26 protein-coding genes are annotated in these 22,443 nt (G+C 69.2%); 22 read left to right on the top strand and 4 right to left on the bottom strand.

Annotated elements, in window-relative coordinates; translation table 11 throughout:
* Positions 1 to 54 precede the first annotated feature (54 nt).
* The gene (locus OG293_RS16575; RefSeq protein WP_405999563.1) at positions 55 to 1,266 is read right to left on the bottom strand and encodes a hypothetical protein; all 1,212 of its coding nucleotides are present in this window, start codon (positions 1,264 to 1,266) and stop codon (positions 55 to 57) included.
* Positions 1,267 to 1,599: 333 nt separating this feature from the next.
* On the opposite strand from OG293_RS16575, the gene OG293_RS16570 reads away from it, so the two are divergent.
* The 3 genes from OG293_RS16570 (at position 1,600) to OG293_RS16560 (ending at position 3,859) form a co-directional block, all read left to right on the top strand.
* Positions 1,600 to 2,733, top strand: coding sequence for an aminotransferase class I/II-fold pyridoxal phosphate-dependent enzyme (locus OG293_RS16570; protein WP_405999562.1), 1,134 nt, complete (start codon positions 1,600 to 1,602; stop codon positions 2,731 to 2,733).
* 354 nt (positions 2,734 to 3,087) lie between these two features.
* Entirely contained in the window at positions 3,088 to 3,291 is a 204-nt protein-coding gene (locus OG293_RS16565) for a cold-shock protein (RefSeq protein ID WP_093678426.1), read from the top strand.
* Between the two features lie 247 nt (positions 3,292 to 3,538).
* Entirely contained in the window at positions 3,539 to 3,859 is a 321-nt protein-coding gene (locus OG293_RS16560; RefSeq protein ID WP_405999561.1) for an SCO5918 family protein, read from the top strand.
* A gap of 185 nt (positions 3,860 to 4,044) precedes the next feature.
* Here the strand turns inward: OG293_RS16560 and OG293_RS16555 are convergent, their stop codons facing one another.
* A complete protein-coding gene (locus OG293_RS16555) occupies positions 4,045 to 5,238 on the bottom strand; it encodes an HTTM domain-containing protein (RefSeq protein WP_405999560.1) in 1,194 nt (397 codons plus the stop codon).
* On the bottom strand, positions 5,228 to 5,812 hold the full coding sequence (locus OG293_RS16550; RefSeq protein ID WP_406003619.1) for a DUF5819 family protein: 585 nt from the start codon (positions 5,810 to 5,812) through the stop codon (positions 5,228 to 5,230). The genes OG293_RS16555 and OG293_RS16550 overlap by 11 nt, the downstream gene beginning before the upstream one ends.
* On the opposite strand from OG293_RS16550, the gene OG293_RS16545 reads away from it, so the two are divergent.
* Positions 5,747 to 5,902 carry a hypothetical protein gene (locus OG293_RS16545; protein ID WP_406003857.1) on the top strand — a complete coding sequence of 52 codons (156 nt, stop codon included), beginning with the start codon at positions 5,747 to 5,749 and terminating at the stop codon, positions 5,900 to 5,902. The two genes, OG293_RS16550 and OG293_RS16545, sit on opposite strands and share 66 nt — an antisense overlap.
* A 181-nt stretch (positions 5,903 to 6,083) precedes the next feature.
* Here OG293_RS16545 and OG293_RS16540 read toward each other — a convergent pair whose 3' ends face one another.
* Complete coding sequence (locus tag OG293_RS16540; RefSeq protein WP_405999559.1) at positions 6,084 to 7,400, bottom strand: ice-binding family protein; 1,317 nt, start codon at positions 7,398 to 7,400, stop codon at positions 6,084 to 6,086.
* Positions 7,401 to 8,023: 623 nt separating this feature from the next.
* Between OG293_RS16540 and OG293_RS16535 the strand changes: the two genes are divergently transcribed.
* From OG293_RS16535 to OG293_RS16450, 18 genes are all read left to right on the top strand, one after another.
* Complete coding sequence (locus tag OG293_RS16535; RefSeq protein WP_406003618.1) at positions 8,024 to 8,296, top strand: hypothetical protein; 273 nt, start codon at positions 8,024 to 8,026, stop codon at positions 8,294 to 8,296.
* 155 nt (positions 8,297 to 8,451) lie between these two features.
* On the top strand, positions 8,452 to 9,054 hold the full coding sequence (locus tag OG293_RS16530) for a DUF5994 family protein (protein WP_405999558.1): 603 nt from the start codon (positions 8,452 to 8,454) through the stop codon (positions 9,052 to 9,054).
* A 5-nt stretch (positions 9,055 to 9,059) separates the two neighbouring features.
* Positions 9,060 to 9,320 (top strand): hypothetical protein, encoded by a 261-nt coding sequence (locus OG293_RS16525; protein ID WP_405999557.1) that lies wholly within the window; start codon positions 9,060 to 9,062, stop codon positions 9,318 to 9,320.
* Between the two features lie 53 nt (positions 9,321 to 9,373).
* The gene (locus tag OG293_RS16520) at positions 9,374 to 9,850 is read left to right on the top strand and encodes a DUF5994 family protein (protein ID WP_405999556.1); all 477 of its coding nucleotides are present in this window, start codon (positions 9,374 to 9,376) and stop codon (positions 9,848 to 9,850) included.
* A 439-nt stretch (positions 9,851 to 10,289) separates the two neighbouring features.
* Entirely contained in the window at positions 10,290 to 10,739 is a 450-nt protein-coding gene (locus OG293_RS16515; RefSeq protein ID WP_405999555.1) for an STAS domain-containing protein, read from the top strand.
* Between the two features lie 44 nt (positions 10,740 to 10,783).
* Positions 10,784 to 11,395 carry a hypothetical protein gene (locus OG293_RS16510; RefSeq protein ID WP_405999554.1) on the top strand — a complete coding sequence of 204 codons (612 nt, stop codon included), beginning with the start codon at positions 10,784 to 10,786 and terminating at the stop codon, positions 11,393 to 11,395.
* A gap of 112 nt (positions 11,396 to 11,507) precedes the next feature.
* On the top strand, positions 11,508 to 11,681 hold the full coding sequence (locus OG293_RS16505) for a CsbD family protein (protein ID WP_405999553.1): 174 nt from the start codon (positions 11,508 to 11,510) through the stop codon (positions 11,679 to 11,681).
* A 174-nt stretch (positions 11,682 to 11,855) separates the two neighbouring features.
* Positions 11,856 to 12,122: a hypothetical protein gene (locus OG293_RS16500; protein ID WP_405999552.1), complete on the top strand. Its 267-nt coding sequence runs from the start codon at positions 11,856 to 11,858 to the stop codon at positions 12,120 to 12,122.
* Positions 12,123 to 12,487: 365 nt separating this feature from the next.
* A complete protein-coding gene (locus OG293_RS16495; RefSeq protein ID WP_405999551.1) occupies positions 12,488 to 13,006 on the top strand; it encodes a DUF2617 family protein in 519 nt (172 codons plus the stop codon).
* A gap of 54 nt (positions 13,007 to 13,060) precedes the next feature.
* Entirely contained in the window at positions 13,061 to 14,623 is a 1,563-nt protein-coding gene (locus OG293_RS16490) for a polyamine aminopropyltransferase (RefSeq protein ID WP_405999550.1), read from the top strand.
* Positions 14,624 to 14,679: 56 nt separating this feature from the next.
* Positions 14,680 to 15,552: an SRPBCC family protein gene (locus OG293_RS16485; protein WP_405999549.1), complete on the top strand. Its 873-nt coding sequence runs from the start codon at positions 14,680 to 14,682 to the stop codon at positions 15,550 to 15,552.
* A gap of 22 nt (positions 15,553 to 15,574) precedes the next feature.
* The gene (locus OG293_RS16480) at positions 15,575 to 16,372 is read left to right on the top strand and encodes an aldose 1-epimerase (protein WP_405999548.1); all 798 of its coding nucleotides are present in this window, start codon (positions 15,575 to 15,577) and stop codon (positions 16,370 to 16,372) included.
* A gap of 10 nt (positions 16,373 to 16,382) precedes the next feature.
* On the top strand, positions 16,383 to 16,931 hold the full coding sequence (gene pyrE / locus OG293_RS16475; protein ID WP_405999547.1) for an orotate phosphoribosyltransferase: 549 nt from the start codon (positions 16,383 to 16,385) through the stop codon (positions 16,929 to 16,931).
* A 215-nt stretch (positions 16,932 to 17,146) separates the two neighbouring features.
* A complete protein-coding gene (fbaA, locus tag OG293_RS16470; protein ID WP_405999546.1) occupies positions 17,147 to 18,169 on the top strand; it encodes a class II fructose-bisphosphate aldolase in 1,023 nt (340 codons plus the stop codon).
* A gap of 76 nt (positions 18,170 to 18,245) precedes the next feature.
* On the top strand, positions 18,246 to 19,406 hold the full coding sequence (locus OG293_RS16465; RefSeq protein ID WP_405999545.1) for a MalY/PatB family protein: 1,161 nt from the start codon (positions 18,246 to 18,248) through the stop codon (positions 19,404 to 19,406).
* Between the two features lie 27 nt (positions 19,407 to 19,433).
* Complete coding sequence (locus tag OG293_RS16460) at positions 19,434 to 20,945, top strand: MFS transporter (protein WP_405999544.1); 1,512 nt, start codon at positions 19,434 to 19,436, stop codon at positions 20,943 to 20,945.
* Between the two features lie 90 nt (positions 20,946 to 21,035).
* The gene (locus tag OG293_RS16455; RefSeq protein ID WP_405999543.1) at positions 21,036 to 21,449 is read left to right on the top strand and encodes a DUF3151 domain-containing protein; all 414 of its coding nucleotides are present in this window, start codon (positions 21,036 to 21,038) and stop codon (positions 21,447 to 21,449) included.
* 150 nt (positions 21,450 to 21,599) lie between these two features.
* Positions 21,600 to 22,388, top strand: a complete 789-nt coding sequence (locus OG293_RS16450) for a DUF3152 domain-containing protein (RefSeq protein ID WP_405999542.1) — start codon at positions 21,600 to 21,602, stop codon at positions 22,386 to 22,388.
* Positions 22,389 to 22,443: the final 55 nt, after the last annotated feature.

Below are 22,443 nucleotides of genomic sequence, written 5' to 3'. Positions count from 1 at the left end.
GCACTGCGCCGCACGGCTGCTGAGGCACCGCGGTGGCGCGCTGCCCGGCGCCCTCTAGAGTGCGATCGGGGACAGCGTCAGCAGATACGTTCCGTAGGCGAACGACAGCCCGGCCAGGGCGACGGTCACCACGACCGCCGCCTTCGGCCGGGCTTTTGTCAGCGCGAGGGCCAGCGGCAGCAGCAGGGGGAACGCCGGCAGCAGAAAACGCGGCTTGGACTCGAAGAACCCGGAGCCGCCGACCGTGATCAGTACCAGCACGGCTGTGTAGACGAGCAGCGCCAGGGGCGGCCGGCCCAGCATGAACAGTGCGAAGAGCAGCACCGCCGCCGCGACGATCAGCAGCGAGATCAGCAGCGGGAACAGCGCGGGCCGCAGCACGATGTCCCGCACCACCTTCAGCGCCCCGATCCCGAAGTCGAACCGAGAGGTCCAGCCGCGCTGGACGGCGAAGTAGCCGCCGATCGGGTCGCCCGTGCGGAATCCGACCTGGAGCACATAGCCCAGCCAGCCGAGCGGGGCCAGCGCCGCGCCCGCCCACAGCCGCCACAGCGTGCGCAGCCGTTCGCTGCGGCGGTAGGCGAGGACCAGTTCGCAGCCCGCCACCGCCAGCACCGCCGCCGCCACGGCGATCCCGTTGGGGCGCGACAGCCCGGCGAGAGAGGCCAGTACGCCCGCCCACAGCCAGTGGCGGGCCAGCAGCGCGTACAGCGACCAGGCGGCGAAGGCGGTGAGTACCGGCTCGGTGTAGGCCATGGACAGCACGATCGCGTGCGGCAGCAGACCCCAGAGCAGCACCAGCACGGTCGCGGTGCGCCGCCCGTGCGGCCGCTCCGCGACGGCGTAGATGCCCCATGCGGCGGCGCCCGCCGCGGTCCAGGAGATCAGCAGCCCCGCCGTCCCGCTGGTCACCGGCAGCACCGTCGTCACCGCGCGGAGCATCGCCGGGTAGAGCGGGAAGAACGCCAGGTCGCTCTGGACGGCGCCGTCCGGCCAGTACAGCGTGCGGCCGTAGCCGTGCTCGGCGATGAGCATGTACCAGTCGGAGTCCCAGGCGCGGGCGAGAATCGCCCGTGGCGAGCGCCCGATGTGCCAGGCCCACACGGCCATGACCAGGAGCCCGGTCATCCGTGCCGCCGCGAACAGCCCCAGCGCGGGGGCCGCTCTCAGCAGCGCGGCGCGCCAGCGGGGAACGGGCCGGGCACCCGCCGCCGCTGCGCTGTCGAAAGTCTCGGCGGACAGGGGGCACCTCCGGGGCGCGCACATGAGTCGGTCAACCCGACCATGAGCGGCCGACGCCCCGCGCGCGAGCGCTGACCAGCCGACAGGGCCGGTTCCTACCCGGTCGGCTGAAGGCGCGCGTGTCGGCCGTGACAGCGGGGGTCTCAGCCGCTAGCGAGGTCGTCGAGGCGGCCCTCCGGTGGAGGCTTGAACACGCTCACGGGTAGGCCGGTGATCCCCGGGATGCCTATCGTGAGGGCCGGATCTCCTGGTTGGTTGGACTCGGGAAAGCGGGATCGCATGAACACGGCGGGGACGGCTGACGCGCGAGGAGTCGTGGGCTCGGCAGGATGGAGCCCTGCGGCTCGCGTGCACGGCATGGGCACGTCGATCTTCACGGAGATGACCGAGCTGGCGCGGAGCACCGGAGCGGTGAACCTCGGGCAGGGGGTGCCGGAACTGGCCAGTCCGCCGGTGCTGCTCAAGGAGGTGGCCCAGGCGGTGCTCGCGGGCAGCAACCAGTACCCGCCCGCCCATGGCTTCCCGGCGCTGCGCGAGGCGGTCTCCGCGCATCAGCTGCGCCGCTACGGCCTCGGCTACCGCCCTCAGGACGAGGTGCTGATCACCACCGGCGCCACGGAAGCGCTCGCCGCGGCCCTCCTGGCGCTCTGCGACCCCGGCGACGAGGTCATCGCCTTCGACCCCTGCTACGACGCCTACGCGGCGGACGCACGGCTCGCCGGGGCCCGGCTGGTCGCCGTCCCCCTGGTCCTCGACGGTGACGGGTTCGCCCTCGACGCCGACGCTCTGCGCGCTGCCGTTTCCCCGCGTACGCGGGTGCTGATCCTCAACACTCCGCACAATCCGACGGGCATGGTCTTCACGGCGCAGGAGCTCGAGGCCGTCGCGGACGTGTGCCGTGAGCATGCGCTGACGGTGATCACGGACGAGGTCTACGAACACCTTGTCTACGACGACGGCGCACGCCATCTCCCCTTCGCCGCCCTGCCGGGGATGCGGGAGCGGACGGTGGTCGTCTCCTCGGCGGGGAAGACGTTCAACACGACCGGCTGGAAGATCGGCTGGGTCTGCGGGCCAGCGCCGCTCGTCGCCGCGGTGGGCGCCGCCAAGCAGTTCCTGACATACGCCACGGGCACTCCGTACCAGGAGGCGCTGGCGCATGCGCTGGGCTCGGTGGAGGAATGGGCGTCGGGCCTGCGGGACACACTGCGCCGGAACCGGGACATGCTGAGCGAGGGCCTGACGCAGGCGGGCCTGCGGCCGTTCCGCGCGGACGCCGGCTACTTCGTGCAGGCGGACGTGCGGCCCTGGGGCTTCTCGGACGGCGTGCGGTTCTGCCGGGAACTGCCGGAGCGCGCCGGTGTGGTGGCGATCCCGACCTCGGCGTTCTACCTCGGTGAGAACACTCCGGCGTGGCTGGTCCGCTTCTCGTTCTGCAAGCGCGAGGAGTCGATCCGCAAGGCCGTCGACCAGTTGGTCAGCGCGCGCTGACCGGCAGTGCCTTTGTTGGTGGAGCCGTGCTGATCCGGTGCCGCGGGCAGAAACACTTCGCTCAAGGCGATCCAGTATCTATGGCCGCGAAGTGAGAAATTGGAGCGATGCGCGGTGAGGATATCTCACGCAACAGGCCGAGTGGAATTGATCGCCCTGCGGGACCGATCTCATCGTGCTACTGTCGATCCCAGTTGCAGTTGTGGTTCCCAAAAATCCAAGTGCCTCCATCGGTTCTTGCTTCCGTTGGGAGCGCTTTTGTATTTCCGGTCATTTTCCGGGCGGGGCAATCATCGCGGCGACACGGAGCCCACACAGTGTGGACTCCGCTGTACTGCCCCAAAGGAGATTGACATGGCATCTGGAACCGTGAAGTGGTTCAACGCGGAAAAGGGATTCGGCTTCATCGAGCAGGACGGTGGCGGCGCTGACGTGTTCGCCCACTACTCGAACATCGCCGCCCAGGGCTTCCGTGAGCTACAGGAAGGCCAGAAGGTGAACTTCGACATCGCGCAGGGCCAGAAGGGCCCGACGGCCGAGAACATCGTTCTCGCCTGACGCTGACTCGCAGTACGAGCTGGGGCCCGCACCCGGGGTGCGGGCCCCAGCTCGTTGTATTCGAGAAGTACGGCGCAAGTCCGCTCGGCTCCGGTTGCATATTCCGTACGAGTTTCCACTCCGGAACCGCGGTCCCGACGCCTGGATTGCTCCCCTGCATTTCGGTGCCGAACTACTGTTTTCTTCTGCCGGTCGGATCCATTGTTCTTGCTTTCGGTTCGGATCGTTCTCGCGATTGTGAGGCCTCATGCGCTGTGTCATCGCCCGTTTCCCGTTCGACCTGACCAAGAGTGGCGTACTGGAATCGATGAAGGACGTCAAGCCCGAGCCCTGCACCCGCGAGTCCGTGATCATCGGCCGCGGCCAGTACCCCGCCAAGCAAGTGGGTGAAATCCTCACCCGCCAGGACCGCCGTGATTTCAGCGTCGGCGAAGTCCTCCGGGCCATGACCCTCCTCGGCTTCACCTGTCGCACGGTCCCCAGAGCCGCACCCGCGCGCGCACTCGGCCCGGTCCAGCGAGCTTCGGCGATGCTCGGCACGCCTGTTTCCGTCCGGCCGGCGGGGTAGGGGCGAGCCGACACCTGAACAGCGATGAGGGCCCGACCGGCGCGCGCCGGTCGGGCCCTCATGGTGTGTCGTTCGATTCCCGCCGGAGCGGTTGCTCATCGAGTCGACGTAACGGAAGTGGCCCGCATCAACGCCGACTTCCGCCGCGCCGCGGTACAACCGGACGAGAGCTCCGGCTGGGCCCGTCAGAGCTCGGACCCGGCCGACCGGCGCGCGCAAGCGTTCGCGGAGCCCGGTACGCCGGGCCTGCCCTGCGAAGGTACGGACCCGGATCCTGCCGCTCGGCCGGGCTTCGGCTGCCGCATGCCTGTGCGCTGTGCTGCGCGTCGCCACAGGCGAGGCAGGAAGGCGTAGAAGCGGTCGGGAAGGAACACGGCGTCCGCAATGATCATCGCGCCGGAGAAGAGAGGCAGACCCATGAGCACTGCGATACCGAGGTGCATGCCCAGCAGCAGAGTCAGCACGGGATACTTGAGTCTGCCGAAGAGCACGAACGGGAAGGCGACTTGGAGGAGCACCGTCATGTAGCCGACGATCGCGATCAGGATCGCGTACTCGTCCACGAGGTGAGAGAGAGCGGGCCAGGGCTGGAAGAGTTCGAGGTTCAGGGCGTAGTGGAGAGCGGTGCCGCCGCCCCAGGTAGGGCCCTGGACCTTGTACAGGCCGGCTGATCCGTAGAGGAAACAGACCTGTGCCGCGATGACGAACATGCCGCAGTTGTGCACAACGGTGGTCAAGGAGCTTCGAGCGTCCTTAAGTTGCTGTGCGCAGAAGCTCCGCACCGGCTCCTGCGCGGCCCCCTCACGAGCCGACGTGAGCCGGGCTCTGCGTGCGTCCAGGGACCAACGCCGACCGCACGCGGTGAGGACGAGGTAGAGGGCCATCAGCAGGACCAGGTTGTCGCCCCCGTCCGTCATGAAGATCGATCTTGCATGGAACGAGGTCACCACGACGGCGAAGATGATGGACATGGCACGGGTCCGCCAGCCCAGCATGAACAGCGCGGACGTGGCCAGAGCCATCACGTAGCAGAGTTCGAAGTAGGCGCGGCTGTCGGACAGGGTCAGGATGCTGTTCCAGCCCGTCTGGTCGAAGAGCTGGTCTGCCAGCGCCGGTGTCCAGGGGGAGCCCGGGCCCCAGATCTCGTCACGGTGCGGGAACTCGCGCAGCAGAAAGACCAGGTAGAGCAGCCCGTAGCCGATGCGCAGAACCGACGCGGCGTACAGGGACACCGGCCGGTCGGTGAGCAGCGCCCACTGAGCACCGATCCGTGCCAGGAGCCTCCGGCGGGCTGTGCCGACGGCCGAAGCCTCGTGGCCCGCGGGTCGTTGCGTCGTCGCTGCTGTGGGGGGCAGATGGGGGATCTGCTCATTTCCCATGGGGGGTCACCTTCCACCAGGGCAGGAGCCGGTTGTCGAGGTGCGCCGGTGGGCGGTTCCCGGCCGCTGTGCCTGGCGCGGCGATGGGCAGTGTGACGACCCGAAGCTGAATGAAGTCGAAGGCGCCGCCGTTGTTGTGGGCAGCGATGCGGTCGGCGGCGATGTTGCTCAGATACTTCTGCAACATCAAGGCTCGTTCCGAGCGCGCCGTGTCGTCTCCCCCGTGTGTTTCGTCGTAGGAGGTCCAGGCGCGGCGCAGCAGGTTCTGAGTCGTGTGGCTCGGAAACGCATTGTGCTCGACTGCGGAATTGTCCACGGCAGCCAGATCGAACCAGGGGCTCACCCGCATTGATCCGTTGGAGGCTGTGTGCGCGGTTCTGGCCAGGATTTGCCGGTTGATGGCGTCTGGGTCCGGGGCGAAAAGCCGCCAATTCTGTTCGAAGAGGGGGTACACCCAGGCGTTGATCTGTGGGCTGTACCGCTTTGAGACGGGGTTCGGGGGTGCCACATGAAGGAACACGAGAACGACATGGACCAGAGTCGTCACCAGGCACAGGGCTACGGTGGTGTGCAGCCCTGCCTTCAGCACGCGGGCGGCCAGGGGCCGCTTGCCCGGCCCGGCGGCGTCATCGTGACGTTGCTGGGGGACCGGGCCGGAATGTGACTGCTGAAGTTCCTTCACGCCCGCAGATTCAATTCCGCTCGACACCGCCCACCCTGTCCTTCTCGTATCTGTTGCTTGCGCCTGAGGTTTCCTGCGGACTCTCACCGACGGCCCGCGGCGGATTCGATGAGATTCCGCCGCGCGCCGTCATGTGGTGAACCGGCTGTCAGCAGGCTGCTTCCTAGGCTTCGTGTCCTTCGTGTCCTTCGTGACCCTCGTGGCCCGCGGGCTTGTCGCCGTAGCCGTAATGCTCGCCGTGGCCGCCGTGGCCGCCGTGGCCGCCGTGGCCGCCGTGGCCGCCGTGGCCGTGGTCCGGTCCGCCGCCGTGGCCGTGGTCCGGTCCGCCGCCGTGGTCCGGCCCGCCCTGCTCATCGCCCGGCCCGCCGCCGTGGTCCGGCCCGCCCTGCTCATCGCCCGGCCCGCCGCCGTGGTCCGGCCCGCCGGGCTTACCGCCGTTCCCGCCGGTGACATTCCCCCCGGTGATGTTCCCGCCGGTGGTGTTGCCGGCGTTGTTGCCCGAGGTGTTCCCGCCGGTGGTGTTCCCCGCGGTGTTGCCCGAGGTGTTCCCGGAGGTGTTGCCGGCGACGTTCCCCGAGGTGCCACCGCTCACGAGGCCGACGCTCGGTCCGCCCAGGAGACCGCCACCGATCAGGCCCACGGTCGTGCCCGTCGTCGATCCGGTGGGCGTGCCCGCCGTCGTTCCGGTGGGCGTGCCCGCCGTTGTTCCGGTCGTCGTGCCCGTCGTCGTCGTGCCGGTTGAGCACGACCCGAGGAAGATGTTGTTGCTGTCGAGCGTCACCTCGCCCTCACGAGCCAGCGCCCGGCCCTCGATGTTCGCCCTCGTGGTCGCGAAGATCGAGGTCAGAGCCATGATGGTGCCGACGAAGGTGGAATCGGTGCCGAGGGTCGCCGAACTCCCGATCTGCCAGTACACGTTGCACGGCGATGCGCCGTTCGTGAGGAGGATCCGGCTGTTGGGTGCCGTCGTCAGGGCTTCAGGAACCTGGAACACCCAGACCGCGTTGGGGTTTCCCCCGGCGTTCAGGATCAGGTCGCCGGTGAGTCCGACACCGGCTGTAGCTGTGTGGACGCCCGGAAGCAGCACCTGGCCCCCGCCGATTCCCGCCGCAAGAGCGAAATCGGTGGCCTGGCCGGCCGCGTTGTTGTACGCCACGACAAGATCGCTCTTGGCCTGGAGGGCCGCTGCGTCCGCGGGGTGCACGGCACCGAGCACCAGGCCGGGCGGGAATCCGGTGATTGCCGGATTCGGGTGCGTCCCGAGGTCGTGGCCGAGGATGGAGGGGCCGGTGTTGGTGACTCCCTGGCCTGCCAGAACGGAGTAGCTGGCGGTGGTGCCCAGGGGTACGGGCAAGGCGATGGCCGACGCCTGCGTCGGCGTCACGGCGACCATCACAGCGGAAACCGTAACCGCGAGGGCCGAGGCCAGCCAGCCGGACAAACGGCGGCGCTGAGCCGCTTGAGGGAATTTCAACTTCATCGAGAGGCCATTTTCTGTGGGGGCCGTGGCGTACCGGGCCCTACCGATCGCCCGGGAAGCCTTGTTGCTGTCGCCGCATATTACGCACGGAAATCCACGTGCCAACAATAAGTAAGGAGGGAGAGGGAAGGAGGCAAGAGCATTCAATGGCGCGAAGTGCGATGAAAATATTCAAACTCATGGTGCCGATGATCCGACATACCCCCCGTATGGGCAGAGTCTGGTTAACTCAGATGAGGCAGCATCGCCCACCCGCCAATAAATTCGACTCCGCCGCATTGGGAGAAGTGCCGCCAGCCAGGTGATCTCATGAAATCGCCGCGCGGCGGGCGTGGCGGTCAGAGCGTCGTAAATTCACTTGGTCAATTCACTTGGCCTTCGGCCGCCCTTTGTCGTCTGAAGTTCCGGGGGTTTGCGTGCTTCCCGGTATCGAGCGGTCCGGCCCCCGCTGACCGGGCCCCCGCGATGTACGCGACCTGCGCGCGCTCCAAGGAGTGACGTCCGTGGCGTCCGTGAGCGAACGGGAGCAGTCTGGAGAACAGGAGGGCTACTGGCGCGAGTCGGCCGCGGCTGTCCCCGGGACGGCTCCCACCGGGCTGCACCCTCAGGAGGAAATGGGTGTCATGGCATCACTGGCCGAGCGGAAGGCATACCGCGAGAAGATCATGCAGGCCCTGTACGAGGCCACGGAGGGCAACCGCCTTCTGGGAGTCACCGGGGCGAAGCTGCTTCACGACCTGGGGATCCACGAAGAGGATCTGGCTGCCGCCTGTACATATCTGGTGGGTGAGGACCTGATCGCAGTCGACTGGGCCACGGGCAATACACCCGCCATGGTCACGCTGACACACCAAGGCATCCGGCGCATGGAGGCCGAAGAGGAAGAGCAAGGCTGACGCAAGGCGTGGGCCACGACCACGTCGCACGAGCGTCCGTAGGAGTACTCTGCAGTTACCGAGGACACTTCGTACACGAACTGTCACGTTCGTGTCGTTCCCGGCGATTCACAACACCGGGCCGGTCATGACCGGCCCGGGGCAGGGTCGGCGTCATGACCGCGACCATTCTGTACACGCCCGCGGCCGAGGTCCGGCCCTCTTTTTCTGTGCTGCCGCTCCGGCTCATGCTGGCGTCGGCCGATGCCGCTCCCGCGCTGATCGACGGCGCGTGGTGGCCCCGCTCCCGCGACCTGGCGGCGGAACTTCCCGCGCTGACCGCCGTACTGGACCCGCTGTGGGGGCGGATCACGCGTGTCACGGTGAATCCGACGTTCTGGCCGGTCATCCCGCGCAAGGTGTCCGTCGCCGGGCATGTGGTGCATGTGGGCTGGTTCAAAGCCGAGCAGGACCCGCACAAGCTGCTGCTGCTCTCCTACACGGCTGGCCGCTGGGACCTGCTGGTGATCCCGCCGGAGACGGGCCCGGAAACCGCCGCCCGGCTCATGGCCGCAGCCACAGATCCGACGCGCGGTTCCACCGCGAGCGCCCTGATCCGGGAGGCAGAGCTTTTCCGGATCGCGGCCGAGGCCGACTGGGACTCGACCCAAGAGAGGGCCTGGGATTCCGAAGGAGGCCATGGAGCACGCCTGCCGACCTCACGTTCGCTTGTTCAGGGAGTCATCGCTCAGGCACCGGAACCGGCAGAGGGGATGTGAGGATCGTGGACACCTTCATCACAGTGCTCGTGATCACGGCGATGATCGCTCTGGGCGTGCTTGTGATACGCCTGCTCAATACCCAGCACGACGAACGCATCACGGCCTTCCCGTACGGCCGCGCCAAGTCGGATCTCCGTACTCGGCCAGTGGCGGATCCGCCCATGCCCCGCCGACACGCGACTTCGCGTTCCGATGGCGCTCGCCGCGACCGTCGCGCTTCAGGCTCGGGGCGTCTGTGGCTGCGCCGTCGGCTCCGGAAATGAAACTGCTGCGCAGCCGGACGGCGCGGCGGAGTCCTTGGAAGGGCGGTGTCCCCATGTCTGCCGACTCCGGTACCCCGACTCCTCTCCTGTTGCTCGACGACACGATCGATCAGCCGCTCGTCCCGGGCGTGGCTGTGCTGAGGATGGAGACGACGTCCAGCCGTGCGGGTCTGTTCGACGGAGCGTGGTGGCCGCGCTCCCGAGACATCGAAACCCAACTGCCCGTTCTGATTGCGGCCCTGACCGCCCGGCTTGGTCCCGTCGCGCGCGTCGGTCTGGACGCCAGTGCCTGGGACCGCGTTCCTGGCCACCTCGTCATCGACGAGCGCATGGTCCGTATCGACTGGTCCGCCGTCGACGACGGTACGATGATCATCAGCCGTGGGCCTCAGGATCACTTCTCCTTCCTGGTGGTCCCGCCGCAAGCCGAGCCCTCCGCCGCGCGCGCCGCGATGACCATGGCCGTGCAGGACAGCAACTGCACGTCGGCACAGCAGATCCTGGCGGACACCGGCATCACACCCGCATAGAGGACTTCCTCCGACCCGGGCTGGACCTCCGCACGACCTCATCCGGCTCCGGGACCCTCTTCCTGGTGCGCCCTCAAGTGCCGTGCGGTGCACGAGATATGCACCGGTGGTCCTGTGACCGACAGGGAGTGTCCCTTGCTCCAGATTGGCCGGCTGCCGACTGACCACCGGACCCGGTCAAGGACTACTCTGCGGGAGAGACGTCCCAGACCTCGGCGGCACGCTGTTGCTCTGCACGGATGACCGTGGGGCTGCGGATCCTGTATCTGGTCGCCCGGCGCATCCGCGGGGAACCGGGCGGGTCCTGTGCCCTCGTGCACAGGCTGTTGGACCGGTCGTTCGCCTATCTCTGCCGAAAGCACGTCCCTTGTGGGAGCGCCAGGAGAGGCCAGGATCGGGCCCTTCCTGGCACTCCGATGGTCCCCTGAACCGAGGCGTCATGCCCCTCCCGCAACTGAACGTCCACCGGCACGACGAAGAGAGCCGGTCGCTGATCACCATCGCCGGTGAGATCGACCTGTCCACAGTGTCGCTCGTAAGCGAAACGCTGAAGCAGTGCCTGCGCGACGGCATCCGCGCGATCGACGTCGATCTGGCCCCCGTTCCCTTCTGCGACTGCAGCGGCCTCAACGCCTTCGTCGAGGCGTCGCGCAACGCCGTCGCGGCCGGAGGAACCCTGCGACTGCACCATCCGCCGGCAATCCTGGCAAGGATCGTCGCCCTCACCGGTTCCGGCTTCCTGCTGGGGGGCCTTCCGGCCCCTCACGGGCCGCCGTCTCCCCCGGAGGGCGTCGCCCCCACCACCCCCCTCTCGCCTCCTCCTTCCCTCCGCGTAGACCTGCATCGGCTTGCTCCGGCCGTCCCTGCCGCCGTGAGCGGTGTGCTGTGAGCGCGATCCCTCGGCGGTGTCAGCGGCAGACGTACGAAGGCCACGTGTCGTCCGCCATGAGCGCGATCCGGCTGCGGCGGCTGAATCGCTGGCAGGCCGAGGGCCTCGAGGAGGACCTGGCAGACCTGTACGTGGAGTCCACCGACTCGCACTCCGGTGAGGAATACCGCAACCGTCAGGGTTTCCTGCGCCGCCTGACCAGCGACGTGCGCAGGCCGGGATTCGCGATGCTGATCGCGGAGACCACCACGCTGGCCGGATGTGCCTTCGGATTCCCTGTGAGCCGTGACGGCTCCTGGTGGCTGGGGTTCGACGGTGTGCTGCCGCACAGCGTCGAGCAGCTCACCGCATCCGGGCATGTCTTCGCCATCACCGAAATCGTCGTTCATCCGCACGAGCACGATCAGGACGTCGTCCGCCGTCTGGAGGAGCGACTGCTCGCCGACCACCATGCGTCGCTCGGCGCCACCCTCGTGCCTGAGGCCGACCTTGCCGCCTATGCCGCCTTCCAGTCCCGGGGATGGCAGGAGATAGGAGAGGTACGCAGGCCGCCCGGCCCGGCTGTGTCACGGGCACTGGTCCTGGCCCTCGGGAGAACAGCGGCCACTCCGGACGGCCTTACGCACAATGCCCGCACGCAGCGGCCGGAGCGATGACCGGCAGCCGGTGTGCATCCCCGTGTTCCGCCCCGCCGCCTGTCCCCCAAGCGCGCAGAGCGACCTGGGGACCAGGCGCGCCAACCCACCAGGCCCAAGAGAAGGAAATGCCGTGAGCGTTGCACAGAGAATCAGGCACAACGCACAGGTGCTCAAGGGCAGGATCACGGAGAGCGTCGGCCGGGCGACCCGGAACAGGCGACGACAGAGGCACGGCAGGACCGACCGGGTCGCCGGCAATCTCACACAGTCCACCGACAGGGCCAAGAAGGTATTCAAGCGCTGACCGTCGCAGCCGCGCCCGGCCGAAGGCGCTGCCACACCTCACCACCGGGACGCACGTCCCATGGTCGCCCCCGGGCCGAAGCTCTGGAGTTCCTCAAGTCTGCTTTGGGTCCGTCGCGACGCGGGCATCCCCCTCTCACGCTCGACACGGGGGACCGAAAGGACGGTGGGGGCAGTGCCAGCTTTCGTCGGGATATTGATCGCTGTGTTCGTGGTTTTCGTGGTCGTCACGATGGCCCGTTCCAAGGGCAAGGCGGGTGCGGGCCGCAAGAAGGGCCGCCGAGGCAGGGGCACGGACAGCAGCTCCAGCTGGTGGGCGGGCGGCGGCACGGCGGGCTCCGCCGGGTGCGGGGGCGGCTCGTCCTGCGGGAGTTCCTCCTGCGGCGGCGGATCGTCCTGCGGCGGCGGTGGCGGCGGTGGGTGCGGTGGCGGAGGAAGCTGACACGGGGCAGCTGGTCCGCGACCACTGAAGGCACCCGGCGGGTGAACTACCGCCGGGTGCCTTCTTGTTGTCGCCCTGCTTCTGCTCGTGCCCCAGCTGTTGTCGACCTTCACCGAAGCTTTTTTGTTGAACAGTTGAACCGTAGGGCCCCCGGGGGGATGGAAACCCATTCAAGTTGGGTAAAAACGCTGTGGGCGTCGCACACTTCATGATTCCCTCGCTGTCGGAACCTGTTGGAACCATCCAGCCCCTCGGACCTGATGTGGACCCGAGCAGGCGGTCCCCGGATCTTTCTTGTCTTCCCCTCAGGGGCGCCCCCCGGTCCACGTGTCCACCCGCCGAAGCGCGTTTTGCGGAGCCGACCCATGCTCACGACCCTCCATACCGCCTACACCGACACCCGCGCCGACGATCTCGCCTGGGCCCTGGGTCGGGAGCCCCTTCCCGCCCTGGCGGTCCTCGATCTCGAACTGTCCGGGGCCAAGCTCCAGTTACGCCTTCTGGGCGCATCGCACCAGGTGCTGCTGGAGGAGGAGCAGGGGAGCTGCTCCGAGACCGTCGCCTGCATGCCCGGCAGCAGCACCCCGCTGCCGCTCGGCGTGGCCAAGCGGCTCGGCGACTGGGAGTACGAGTTCGCGGCTCGCGTCGAGACCCTCTCCCACGGCTCCTTCGCCGGGCGCGCCCAGGAACTGCTCGCGCTGGTCGCCGACCACCCCCAGGGGCTGGCCGGTACGTTCCCCGGTTCCCCGCACGCCTTCACCGCGATGCTCGCGCAGCGGCTCGACGGCCAGGTGAGGTGGCGCACTTGGCACGCGTATCCGCAGGAGGGTCGTCTTGTCGTCACTCGTACGCGGGTCGGCGCCCGTATGCCTGCGACGCTGTAGTTGCACCCTTGTGGGTGACAGGCCGCACGCTACCCCTGACGTAGCGTTACGAACATGATCGATCGGCCGCCTGTTTCAGCGCCCCCCGGTGCGGTGCGGCTGCCCGTGCGTCCCGACGCCGGCCGGTATCTCGTGCTGAGCGCTGTCTTCGTCTGTGCGGCCTGCGGACTGGTGTACGAACTGGAACTGGTCGCTCTCGCCTCGTATCTGATCGGCGACTCCGTCACCCAGGCGTCCGTCGTGCTCTCGGTGATGGTCTTCGCGATGGGTGTCGGCTCCCTTCTCGCCAAGCGGCTGCGCTGCCGCCCCGCCGTCGGATTCGGCCTGCTGGAGACGGCCCTGGCCCTGGTCGGCGGCTGCTCGGCGATGGTGCTGTACGCCGCGTTCGCGTGGATCGGCGAGTCCCGGTTCGTGCTCGTGGCCTTCTCGCTCGCCATCGGGGTGCTGATCGGCGCGGAGATCCCCCTGCTGATGTCCCTGATCCAGCGGATCTCCCGGCGCGACGCCGAGGGCACGGTCGCGGATCTGTTCGCCGCCGACTATGTCGGGGCCCTCGTCGGCGGGCTCGCCTTCCCGTTTCTGCTGCTGCCCTGGCTCGGTCAACTTACGGGCGCGCTGTTGACGGGCGCCGTCAACGCCGTGGCGGGCGGTTCCCTCGTGCTGTGGCTGTTCCGGCGGGATCTGACAGCCCGTTCGCGCGGCTGGCTGCTCGTCGCCAATGTGCTGGCGCTCGCCGTGCTGGCGACCGCGACGGTCCTCGCCGACGACTTCGAGCGCGCGGCGCGCCGGGCGGTCTACGGCGACGAGGTACGGGTCGCCATCCACACCGACGTCCAGGAGGTCGTGCTCACCGGCAGCCGGTCGGGGCCGCCGGACCTCTTTCTCGACGGGCGGCTGAGGGTGAGCGGGCACGACGAGTTCCGGTACCACGAGGCGCTGGTCCACCCGGCGATGCGCGGGCCGCACGCCCGGGTACTGATCCTGGGCGGGGGCGACGGGCTGGCCGCCCGCGAGGTGCTGCGCTACCGCGACGTCCAGTCGCTGACCGTCGTCGAGCTGGACCCGGGCGTCGTCCGGCTGGCGCGCAGGGACCCCGCACTGGCCGGGCTGAACGCGTACGCGTACCGCGACCCACGGGTGCGCTCCGTGACCGCGGACGCCTTCTCCTGGCTGCGAACGCCCCGTGGGACGTACGACGTGGTGATCTCGGACCTGCCCGACCCCGGCATCACCCCCAGCACCAAGCTCTACTCCGAGGAGTTCTACGGACTCGCGGCCCGGGTCCTGGCCGGTGGCGGCCGACTCGTCGTGCACGCGGGGTCACCGACCGCGCGCCCGCACACCTTCTGGACGGTGGACGCGACCCTGCGGGCCGCCGGCTTCGGGACGAGCCCGTACTGCGCCGAGGGGCGGCGCGCCACGGGGCCGGAGCCGCACGACTGGGGGTTCCTGCTCGCCGCTTCGGGGTGGACGCCGGATCTCGGGCTGGTGCGCGGGGGGCCGCGGCTGCGGGCACTGGACGCTTCCGCACTGGCCGCGGGCGCGTGGTGCGCTGAGCGCACGAGACTGCCCCGGCTGCCGCCGTCGACGCTGCTGCACCCGCGGTATACCGACTGAGCTGTACACGGAGGAAACGCTGACGTGGCCGTCACCTCTGAGTAGGCTCGACTTCCATGGAGCATGAGGTGTTCGTTCCGGTTCCGGCAGAGACCGTCCGACAGGCGCTGAGGGACCCTGCCCGGGTGGCCCGCTGTGTGCCGGGGCTCCAACAGGACGCCGACGATGCGGCAGGCCCGCTCGCCGGCCGGCTGAAGGTCCGCATCGGCGGGCACACGATCACCTATCGCGGCACCCTGCGCATGGTGGAACAGGGCGACATCTTCGCCGTCGAGGGCGACGGTGTGGAGGCGCGCGGGACGGGATCGGCCAAGGTGACGCTCACGATCCGTCCCGATGCCACGGAGGGCGGGACGACGCTCACCTTCTCGGGGACGTCGAGCGCCGAGGGACGTCTGGCGGAGCTGGAGGACGCGACGACCGCCGCGGCGGCGCACCGGCTCCTCGACCGTTTCGCCGACACGCTCGCCACGACGGCGGAGGACCCGGCGTCGGCATCGGCCGACGAGGTGACGCCGGACGAGCCCGCCGACGCCGCTGAGCCGTCCGTGTTCGAAGCTCCCGTGCCGCCGCCCGCGCCCGACCCGGTCGCCGAGGCGGAGTTCGAGGCGTCCGAGGCGGACGGGGACGAAGGGCTCGACGATCTCGACGAGGAGGACGAGCTCGACGAGGAGGACGAGCTCGGTGATCTGGACGGAATGCCCGTCATTCCCGATGAGCCGCAGGCCGAGGCGGCGCATGCCCGCCGCACCATGATCGGGCGCAGTGCGGAGGAGGTCGACCACGCCCCGCCGCGCGGTCGCTATGCCCCCACGCCCGCCCCCGACACGACGGCCGCCGGTGTCACCCTGCGCTGGATCGCGCCCGCCGCGGCACTTGTACTCGCCTCCGCCGTGGTCGTCGGAAGGGTGCTGCGACGCCGCAAGTAGCCGACGCCAGTACTGTCGTGCTGTGAGTAGCAGCGAAGAGATCATCCGGCTGGCTGCCGGAGACGTCGAGTTGACCGTCCGTCCGCAGCACGGGTGCCGTGTCGCAAGCCTGACCATCGGCGGTACGGAGGTGCTGCGCGCAGGCGACCAGTACGGATCGTTTCCGATGGTCCCCTGGTGCGGCCGGGTCGGAAACGGTGTGTTCCTCAACGGTGACGTCCCCCATCAACTGCCGCTCAACGCCCCGCCGCACGCCATCCACGGAACGGGTCGCGACGCCGTCTGGCGCACCGCCCGCGCGTCCAAGAGCGAGGCGGCCTTCACCTACGACCTCGACGAGCCCTGGCCGTACACCGGCCGGGTCACCCAGACCTTCGAGCTCACCGGGGACGCCCTGACGCTCACCCTGGGCATCGAGACATACGGGAACTCCTTCCCGGCCCAGGCGGGCTGGCACCCGTGGTTCCTGCGCAATCTCGGCAGCGGCGAGGATGTGCGCATCGACGTCGACGCCGCCTGGCAGGAGGAGCGCGGGGAGGACCATCTGCCGACCGGGCGGCGCATCCCGCCGCTGCCGGGTCCCTGGGACGACTGCTTCGGGATGCCCGACGGGGTCTCGGTCACGCTCACCTGGCCGGAGCAGCTGGAGCTCACCGTCGCCGGTCGTGCCGAGTGGGTCGTGATCTACGACGAGCAGTCCGAGGCCGTCTGTGTGGAACCGCAGTCCGGTCCGCCGAACGGACTCAACACCCACCCGCAGCTGGTCACCCCGATCGAGCCCCTGGAGATCGCGACGACCTGGAGCTGGCGCCGCCTTTAAGCTCATGGGCATGACTGATGCGCGTGCTGAGCTGCTCCAGCAGATCAAGGACAAGGCCGTGGTGCACGGCAAGGTGACCCTTTCCTCGGGTCTTGAGGCCGACTACTACGTGGACCTGCGCCGGATCACGCTCGACGGCGCGGCTGCCCCGCTGGTCGGCCAGGTGATGTCCGACCTGACGGCGGAGCTGGACTTCGACTGCGTCGGAGGTCTTACCCTGGGCGCCGATCCGGTGGCCACCGCGATCCTGCACGCCTCCGCAGCCCGCGGACAGCGCGTCGACGCCTTCGTCGTACGGAAGGCGGCGAAGGCGCACGGGATGCAGCGCCGGGTCGAGGGGCCGGACATCAAGGGCCGGCGCTGCCTGGTCGTCGAGGACACCTCCACCACGGGCGGATCCCCGCTGACCGCCGTGGAGGCCGTGCGCGAGGCCGGGGGCGAGGTTGTCGCGGTCGCCACGATCGTGGACCGGGCGACCGGCGCGGGCGAGAAGATCAGCGGCACGGCCGGGGTGCCGTACCTGTACGCGTACTCGCTCGACGAGCTCGGTCTCGGTTGAGACTGCACTGCGAGCAACTCGTGACCTAAGGCTCTGACCTGCGATGATGATGAGGGCCTCGCTGTTTCACGTGAAACAGCGAGGCCCTTGCGCATGCTTGCGGCGCAGGGGAGGTGGAGCCGGGCCGAGAGTCTGGAAAGATGGGCGCCGACGATGACGTCGCCCCCAGGTCAGGGCCAAGCACCACATACCCGCACATCACAAGGAGCGGACACATGCCCATCGCGACTCCCGAGGTCTACAACGAGATGCTCGACCGGGCGAAGGCAGGCAAGTTCGCCTACCCGGCCATCAATGTGACCTCGTCCCAGACCTTGCACGCTGCGCTGCGCGGCTTCGCGGAGGCCGAGAGCGACGGCATCATCCAGATTTCGACCGGTGGCGCCGAGTTCCTGGGCGGCCAGTACAGCAAGGACATGGTCACGGGCGCCGTCGCCCTTGCCGAGTTCGCGCACATCGTCGCCGCCAAGTACGACATCACCGTCGCGCTGCACACCGACCACTGCCCCAAGGACAAGCTGGACGCCTATGTCCGTCCGCTGCTCGCCGTCTCCGCCGAGCGCGTCGCCCAGGGCAAGAACCCGCTGTTCCAGTCGCACATGTGGGACGGCTCCGCCGAGACCCTCGCCGACAACCTGGCCATCGGCCAGGAACTGCTGGCGCTGGCCGCCGACGCCAAGATCATCCTTGAGGTCGAGATCACTCCGACCGGCGGCGAGGAGGACGGCGTCACCCACGAGATCAACGACGAGCTGTACACCACCGTCGACGACGCGCTGCGCACCGCGGAGGCGCTCGGCCTGGGAGAGAAGGGCCGCTACCTGCTGGCCGCCTCCTTCGGCAATGTCCACGGCGTCTACAAGCCGGGCAATGTCGTGCTGCGCCCCGAGCTCCTGAAGGACCTCCAGGCCGGCGTGGCCGCCAAGTACGGCAAGGCCGACCCGTTCGACTTCGTCTTCCACGGCGGCTCCGGCTCCACGGCCGAGGAGATCGCCACCGCGCTGGAGAACGGTGTCGTGAAGATGAACCTCGACACCGACACCCAGTACGCCTTCACCCGCCCCGTCGCGGACCACATGTTCAAGAACTACGACGGTGTGCTGAAGGTCGACGGCGAGGTCGGCTCCAAGAAGACCTACGACCCGCGCACCTGGGGCAAGTCGGCCGAGGCCGGCATGGCCACGCGCGTCTCCGAGGCCTGCGCGGCCCTGCGCTCCACGGGCACCAAGCTCAAGTAAGTGCCGTCCGCCTGCCGGGCCCGGCATCCCTTCACGGGGGTGCCGGGCCCGCAGCATGTCCCGGGAAGGACTCTGCATGAGTTATGACTTCGACACCCCCGTCGACCGTCGCGGAACCTGGTGCATCCAGTGGGACGGGGCCGCGGACCGCTTCGGTGTCGAGGGGCTGCTGCCCTTCACCATCTCCGACATGGACTTCACCTCCCCGCCCGAGGTGCTCGACGCGCTGCAGAGCCGGATCGCGCACGGAGTCTTCGGCTACACCGACTGGCAGCACGAGGACTTCCTGTCCGCCGTGGGCCACTGGTTCGAGAGCCGGCATGGCACCGGGATAGACACCGGCCGGCTGGTGTACGCGCCGTCCGTACTCAACCAGCTCTCGCAGCTGCTGCGGATGTGGACCGAGCCGGGGGACGGGATCGTCGTCCACACCCCGACCTATGACGGTTTCCTCAAGGCGGTCTCCGGCCTCGGACGGGAGCTGCGCGGGGTGCCGGCCGGTGACATGGAGGCTCTGGAGCGGGAACTCGCCCGGCCCGACAGCACGGTGCTCATCCTCTGCTCGCCCCACAATCCCACCGGACGGGTCTGGACGGAGGCCGAGCTGAGAGAGACGGCCCGGCTGGCCGAGGCGCACGGCGTCGCCGTGATCAGCGATGAGATCCACGCCGACTTCGTCCACCCCGAATTCGTGGCCAAGGGGCAGCGGCATCTGCCGTGGACGCGGTTCGGGACGGGCCGCTGGGCGCTGATCACCTCCGCGACCAAGGCGTTCAACTTCCCGGCGCTGAGCGGTTCGTACGGGATCATCGGCGACCCGGACGACCACGCGGCCTTTCTGCGCAGGATGCGGACCGGGGAGGGACTCGCCTCGCCCGCCGTGCTGTCGCTGACCGCGCACATCGCCGCGTACCGCTTTGGCGCGCCCTGGCTGGACGCACTCGGCGCCTATGTGGCGGGCAACCTGCGGATGGTCGCCGAGCGGCTGGACTCCTCCTTCCCGGAGCTGGGCTGGCGACCGCCGGGGGCCGGCTATCTCGCCTGGATCGATCTGCGCCCGCTGGGCATCGACGACGCCGCGTTGCAGCGGGAGCTGATCGAGCGCGAGAAGGTCGCGATCATGCCCGGGACGACCTACGGCTGTGAGGGCTTCGTACGCTTCAACGTCGGCTGCCCCCGCGCCAAGGCGGAACAGGGTGTCGACGCCCTGATCCGTGCCCTCCGCCGACTCGTCTGAGGCGGGAACGGCTGGGATGATCCCGGTATGGACAACCGCCCGGGCGAGATCAGGCTTTCCTCCGCCACCGGCCGCTGGGTGATCATGACAACCGTGCTCGGGTCCAGCATGGCGCTTCTGGACTCGACCGTCGTCAATGTCGCACTGCCCACCATCGGCGAGGATCTCGACGCCGACCTGGCGGTCCTCCAGTGGACCGTCAACGCCTACATGCTCACCCTCGCCGGGCTGATCCTGATGGGCGGGGCGCTCGGAGACCGGTACGGGCGGCGGAAGATCTTCGTCCTCGGCGTGGTGTGGTTCGCCGTGGGTTCACTGCTGTGCGGGCTGGCCCCCAGCGACATCGTCCTGGTGGCCGCCCGCGCGCTCCAGGGCATCGGTGCCGCGCTGCTCACCCCCGGGTCGCTGGCCCTGATCCAGGCGAGTTACCACCCGGACGACCGGGCCCGCGCGGTGGGGCTGTGGTCCGGTCTCGGAGGCGTCGGCGCGGCGGTGGGGCCGTTCGTCGGCGGCTGGCTGGTCGACGGGCCCGGCTGGCGCTGGGTCTTCCTGCTCAATGTGCCGCTGGCCGCGCTGTGCGTGCCGGTGGCGATGCGGCACGTCCCCGAGTCGCGGGACCCGCATGCGCACGGCCGCTTCGACGTGCTGGGGGCGGTGCTGGGCGCGGCTGCGCTGGCGCTGGTGACGTACGCACTGATCGCGCCGCAGGTGTGGGCGGGTGCCGCGGGGGTCCTGGTGGGTGTTGTGTTCATCCTGGTCGAGCGGCGTCGGCCCGATCCGATGCTGCCTCCGTCGATCTTCGCCTCGCGCCAGTTCACCGCGGTCAATCTGGTGACGCTGTGCGTGTACGCGGCCTTCGCCGGCTTCTTCTTCCTGGCCGCGCTGCAACTCCAGGTGGTGGCGGGCTACTCCGCGCTCGGAGCAGGGACCGCGCTGCTGCCCACGACGGTGCTGATGCTGCTGCTGTCCGCGAAGTCCGGTGAGCTGGGGGAGCGGATCGGCCCGCGCATTCCGCTCACCGTGGGACCGCTGCTGTGTGCGACGGGGATGATGCTGATGCTCCGCGTCGGCGAGAACGCGTCCTACGTGCGCGATGTGCTGCCCGCGCTGGTGGTCATGGGCATGGGGATGGTGACCCTGGTCGCGCCGCTGACGGCGACGGTGCTTGCGTCCGTGGAGACAGCGCGGGCGGGCCTCGCGAGCGGCATCAACAACGCGGCAGCGCGCGCGGCCGGCCTGCTGGCCGTGGCGGCGCTGCCGTTGCTGGCGGGGATGGGGCCCGAGGCGTACCGCTCGGCGGAGGAGTTCGGGGCGACGTTCCGGCGGGCGATGCCGATGTGTGCGGGGGTGCTGGTGGTGGGGTCGATCATCGCTTTCACGACGGTGCGCAGGCCGGTGCGGGAGGTTGCGGGGGCGGCGCTGGTGCGGCCGGAGTGCCGGATGAACTGTGGGGTCACGGCGCCGCCGCTGGAGCGGGCGTGCGGTGGGCTGGAGGGGGACGGCGACGAGGAGCGGGCGGCGGTCCGTGGCGGGGGGTGACGCGGTGGGTTGTGCCGCAGAGATGGGGTGCACGAGGGGGCGGGGCGGTCGGCGCGGCCGAGGGCCGGGGTTTCGGGGACACTGGAGACCATGGCCATTCACAAAGATCTGCTGGGGGGACCTCCCCCGACCCATCTGCCCGACGACCCCGAGCCGCGTGAGCTGCTCGCGGCCGGTACCGCGCCCGCCGATGTCGCGGCCAAGTACCCCGCCTCCTCGCTGGCCTGGGCCCAGCTCGCCGACGACGCCTTCGAGAACGGGCGCGTCGTCGAGTCGTACGCCTATGCGCGCACCGGCTACCACCGTGGCCTGGACTCGCTGCGCCGCAGTGGCTGGAAGGGGCACGGCCCGGTGCCCTGGGAGCACGAGCCGAACCGGGGCTTTCTGAGGGCGCTGCACGCGCTCGCGCGCGCCGCCCAGTCGATCGGCGAGCAGGAGGAGTACGAGCGCTGCTCGACGTTCCTGCGCGACTCCTCACAGACGGCGGCCGACACATTGAGCTGATTGAGGAGTGAACCGAATGCCCGTCTCCCCCGTCTGTAAGGAGGAGACGGGCCTTTTACAGAGGAGGGCATTCCGTTGAGCAGACGCAGCAGGAGCCGTAAGGATCGAAAACCTGGCCGCCGAGCGGGCCGCGGGCCGTTCGGTCGCATAGTGACGCTGGGCGTGGCCTTCGCCGCCCTCGCGATCAGCGGCGGCGCCGCCCTCGCCCACTGGCACGCCAGAGCGAAATCCTCGCCCGTGGCCGCCGACGACAGCGACCGGTCCCCCGAACCGCCCGTCGAGGACTACACCCCCGAGCCGCGCGGCACCGCATCGGCTCCCTCCCGCAACCGGGCGCCCGGCGACAAGCCCCCCGAGCGGCAGCCGTCCACGAAGGTCCCCACCTCGGGCAAGGGCACCTTCACCACGGCGCAGACCGGCGGGAAGCCCTCCGGCTCGGGCCCCCTGCGCCGCTACAGCGTCCAGGTCGAGGACGGCGTCGACGTCTCCGCGAAGGACGCGGCCGCCGAGATCCAGCAGATCCTCGCCCATCCGCGCAGCTGGGGCGCCCACGGCAAGGGCTCCTTCCAGCTCGTCTCCTCCGGCGCCGACTTCGTCATCAGGATCGCGACCCCGGACACCGCTGACAGGCTCTGCCTCAAGCAGGGCCTTGACACCGGCGGCGAGCTGAACTGCGAGACCAGCGAAGGCGTCGTGGTGAATCTGCGCCGCTGGGCGCTCGGCTCGCCGAAATTCGACGGCCCCGCGTCGGAGTACCGGCATCTGATCATCAACCACGAGATCGGGCACGAGATCGGTAACCGCAAACACCTGGGCTGTGGGGGCCGGGGAAAGCTCGCGCCGGTGATGATGCAGCAGATCAAGGGGCTCGACGGCTGCCGTTCCAATGCCTGGCCGTACGACGAGAACGGGACGTACATCACAGGTCCGACGCTCTGACCTGAAAAATCGCCTGCGGCATATGATGCGAGTGGGGACCGGGGCTCCCGAGCCA

The sequence above is a fragment of the Streptomyces sp. NBC_00829 genome (assembly GCF_045161795.1).
Classification (GTDB): domain Bacteria; phylum Actinomycetota; class Actinomycetes; order Streptomycetales; family Streptomycetaceae; genus Streptomyces.
Note: the sequence above shows the minus strand (reverse complement) of the source record. Positions and strands in the feature narration are given on the sequence as shown.

Bases quoted from the DNA above. Each gene is read 5' to 3' on its own strand.
- OG293_RS16575 (WP_405999563.1), bottom strand. From the start codon at position 1,266: ATGTGCGCGCCCCGGAGGTGCCCCCTGTCCGCCGAGACTTTCGACAGC.
- OG293_RS16570 (WP_405999562.1), top strand. From the start codon at position 1,600: ATGGGCACGTCGATCTTCACGGAGATGACCGAGCTGGCGCGGAGCACC.
- OG293_RS16565 (WP_093678426.1), top strand. From the start codon at position 3,088: ATGGCATCTGGAACCGTGAAGTGGTTCAACGCGGAAAAGGGATTCGGC.
- OG293_RS16560 (WP_405999561.1), top strand. From the start codon at position 3,539: ATGCGCTGTGTCATCGCCCGTTTCCCGTTCGACCTGACCAAGAGTGGC.
- OG293_RS16555 (WP_405999560.1), bottom strand. From the start codon at position 5,238: ATGGGAAATGAGCAGATCCCCCATCTGCCCCCCACAGCAGCGACGACG.
- OG293_RS16545 (WP_406003857.1), top strand. From the start codon at position 5,747: ATGAAGGAACACGAGAACGACATGGACCAGAGTCGTCACCAGGCACAG.
- OG293_RS16540 (WP_405999559.1), bottom strand. From the start codon at position 7,400: ATGAAGTTGAAATTCCCTCAAGCGGCTCAGCGCCGCCGTTTGTCCGGC.
- OG293_RS16535 (WP_406003618.1), top strand. From the start codon at position 8,024: ATGGCATCACTGGCCGAGCGGAAGGCATACCGCGAGAAGATCATGCAG.
- OG293_RS16530 (WP_405999558.1), top strand. From the start codon at position 8,452: ATGACCGCGACCATTCTGTACACGCCCGCGGCCGAGGTCCGGCCCTCT.
- OG293_RS16520 (WP_405999556.1), top strand. From the start codon at position 9,374: ATGTCTGCCGACTCCGGTACCCCGACTCCTCTCCTGTTGCTCGACGAC.
- OG293_RS16515 (WP_405999555.1), top strand. From the start codon at position 10,290: ATGCCCCTCCCGCAACTGAACGTCCACCGGCACGACGAAGAGAGCCGG.
- OG293_RS16495 (WP_405999551.1), top strand. From the start codon at position 12,488: ATGCTCACGACCCTCCATACCGCCTACACCGACACCCGCGCCGACGAT.
- OG293_RS16490 (WP_405999550.1), top strand. From the start codon at position 13,061: ATGATCGATCGGCCGCCTGTTTCAGCGCCCCCCGGTGCGGTGCGGCTG.
- OG293_RS16485 (WP_405999549.1), top strand. From the start codon at position 14,680: ATGGAGCATGAGGTGTTCGTTCCGGTTCCGGCAGAGACCGTCCGACAG.
- pyrE (WP_405999547.1), top strand. From the start codon at position 16,383: ATGACTGATGCGCGTGCTGAGCTGCTCCAGCAGATCAAGGACAAGGCC.
- fbaA (WP_405999546.1), top strand. From the start codon at position 17,147: ATGCCCATCGCGACTCCCGAGGTCTACAACGAGATGCTCGACCGGGCG.
- OG293_RS16465 (WP_405999545.1), top strand. From the start codon at position 18,246: ATGAGTTATGACTTCGACACCCCCGTCGACCGTCGCGGAACCTGGTGC.
- OG293_RS16460 (WP_405999544.1), top strand. From the start codon at position 19,434: ATGGACAACCGCCCGGGCGAGATCAGGCTTTCCTCCGCCACCGGCCGC.
- OG293_RS16455 (WP_405999543.1), top strand. From the start codon at position 21,036: ATGGCCATTCACAAAGATCTGCTGGGGGGACCTCCCCCGACCCATCTG.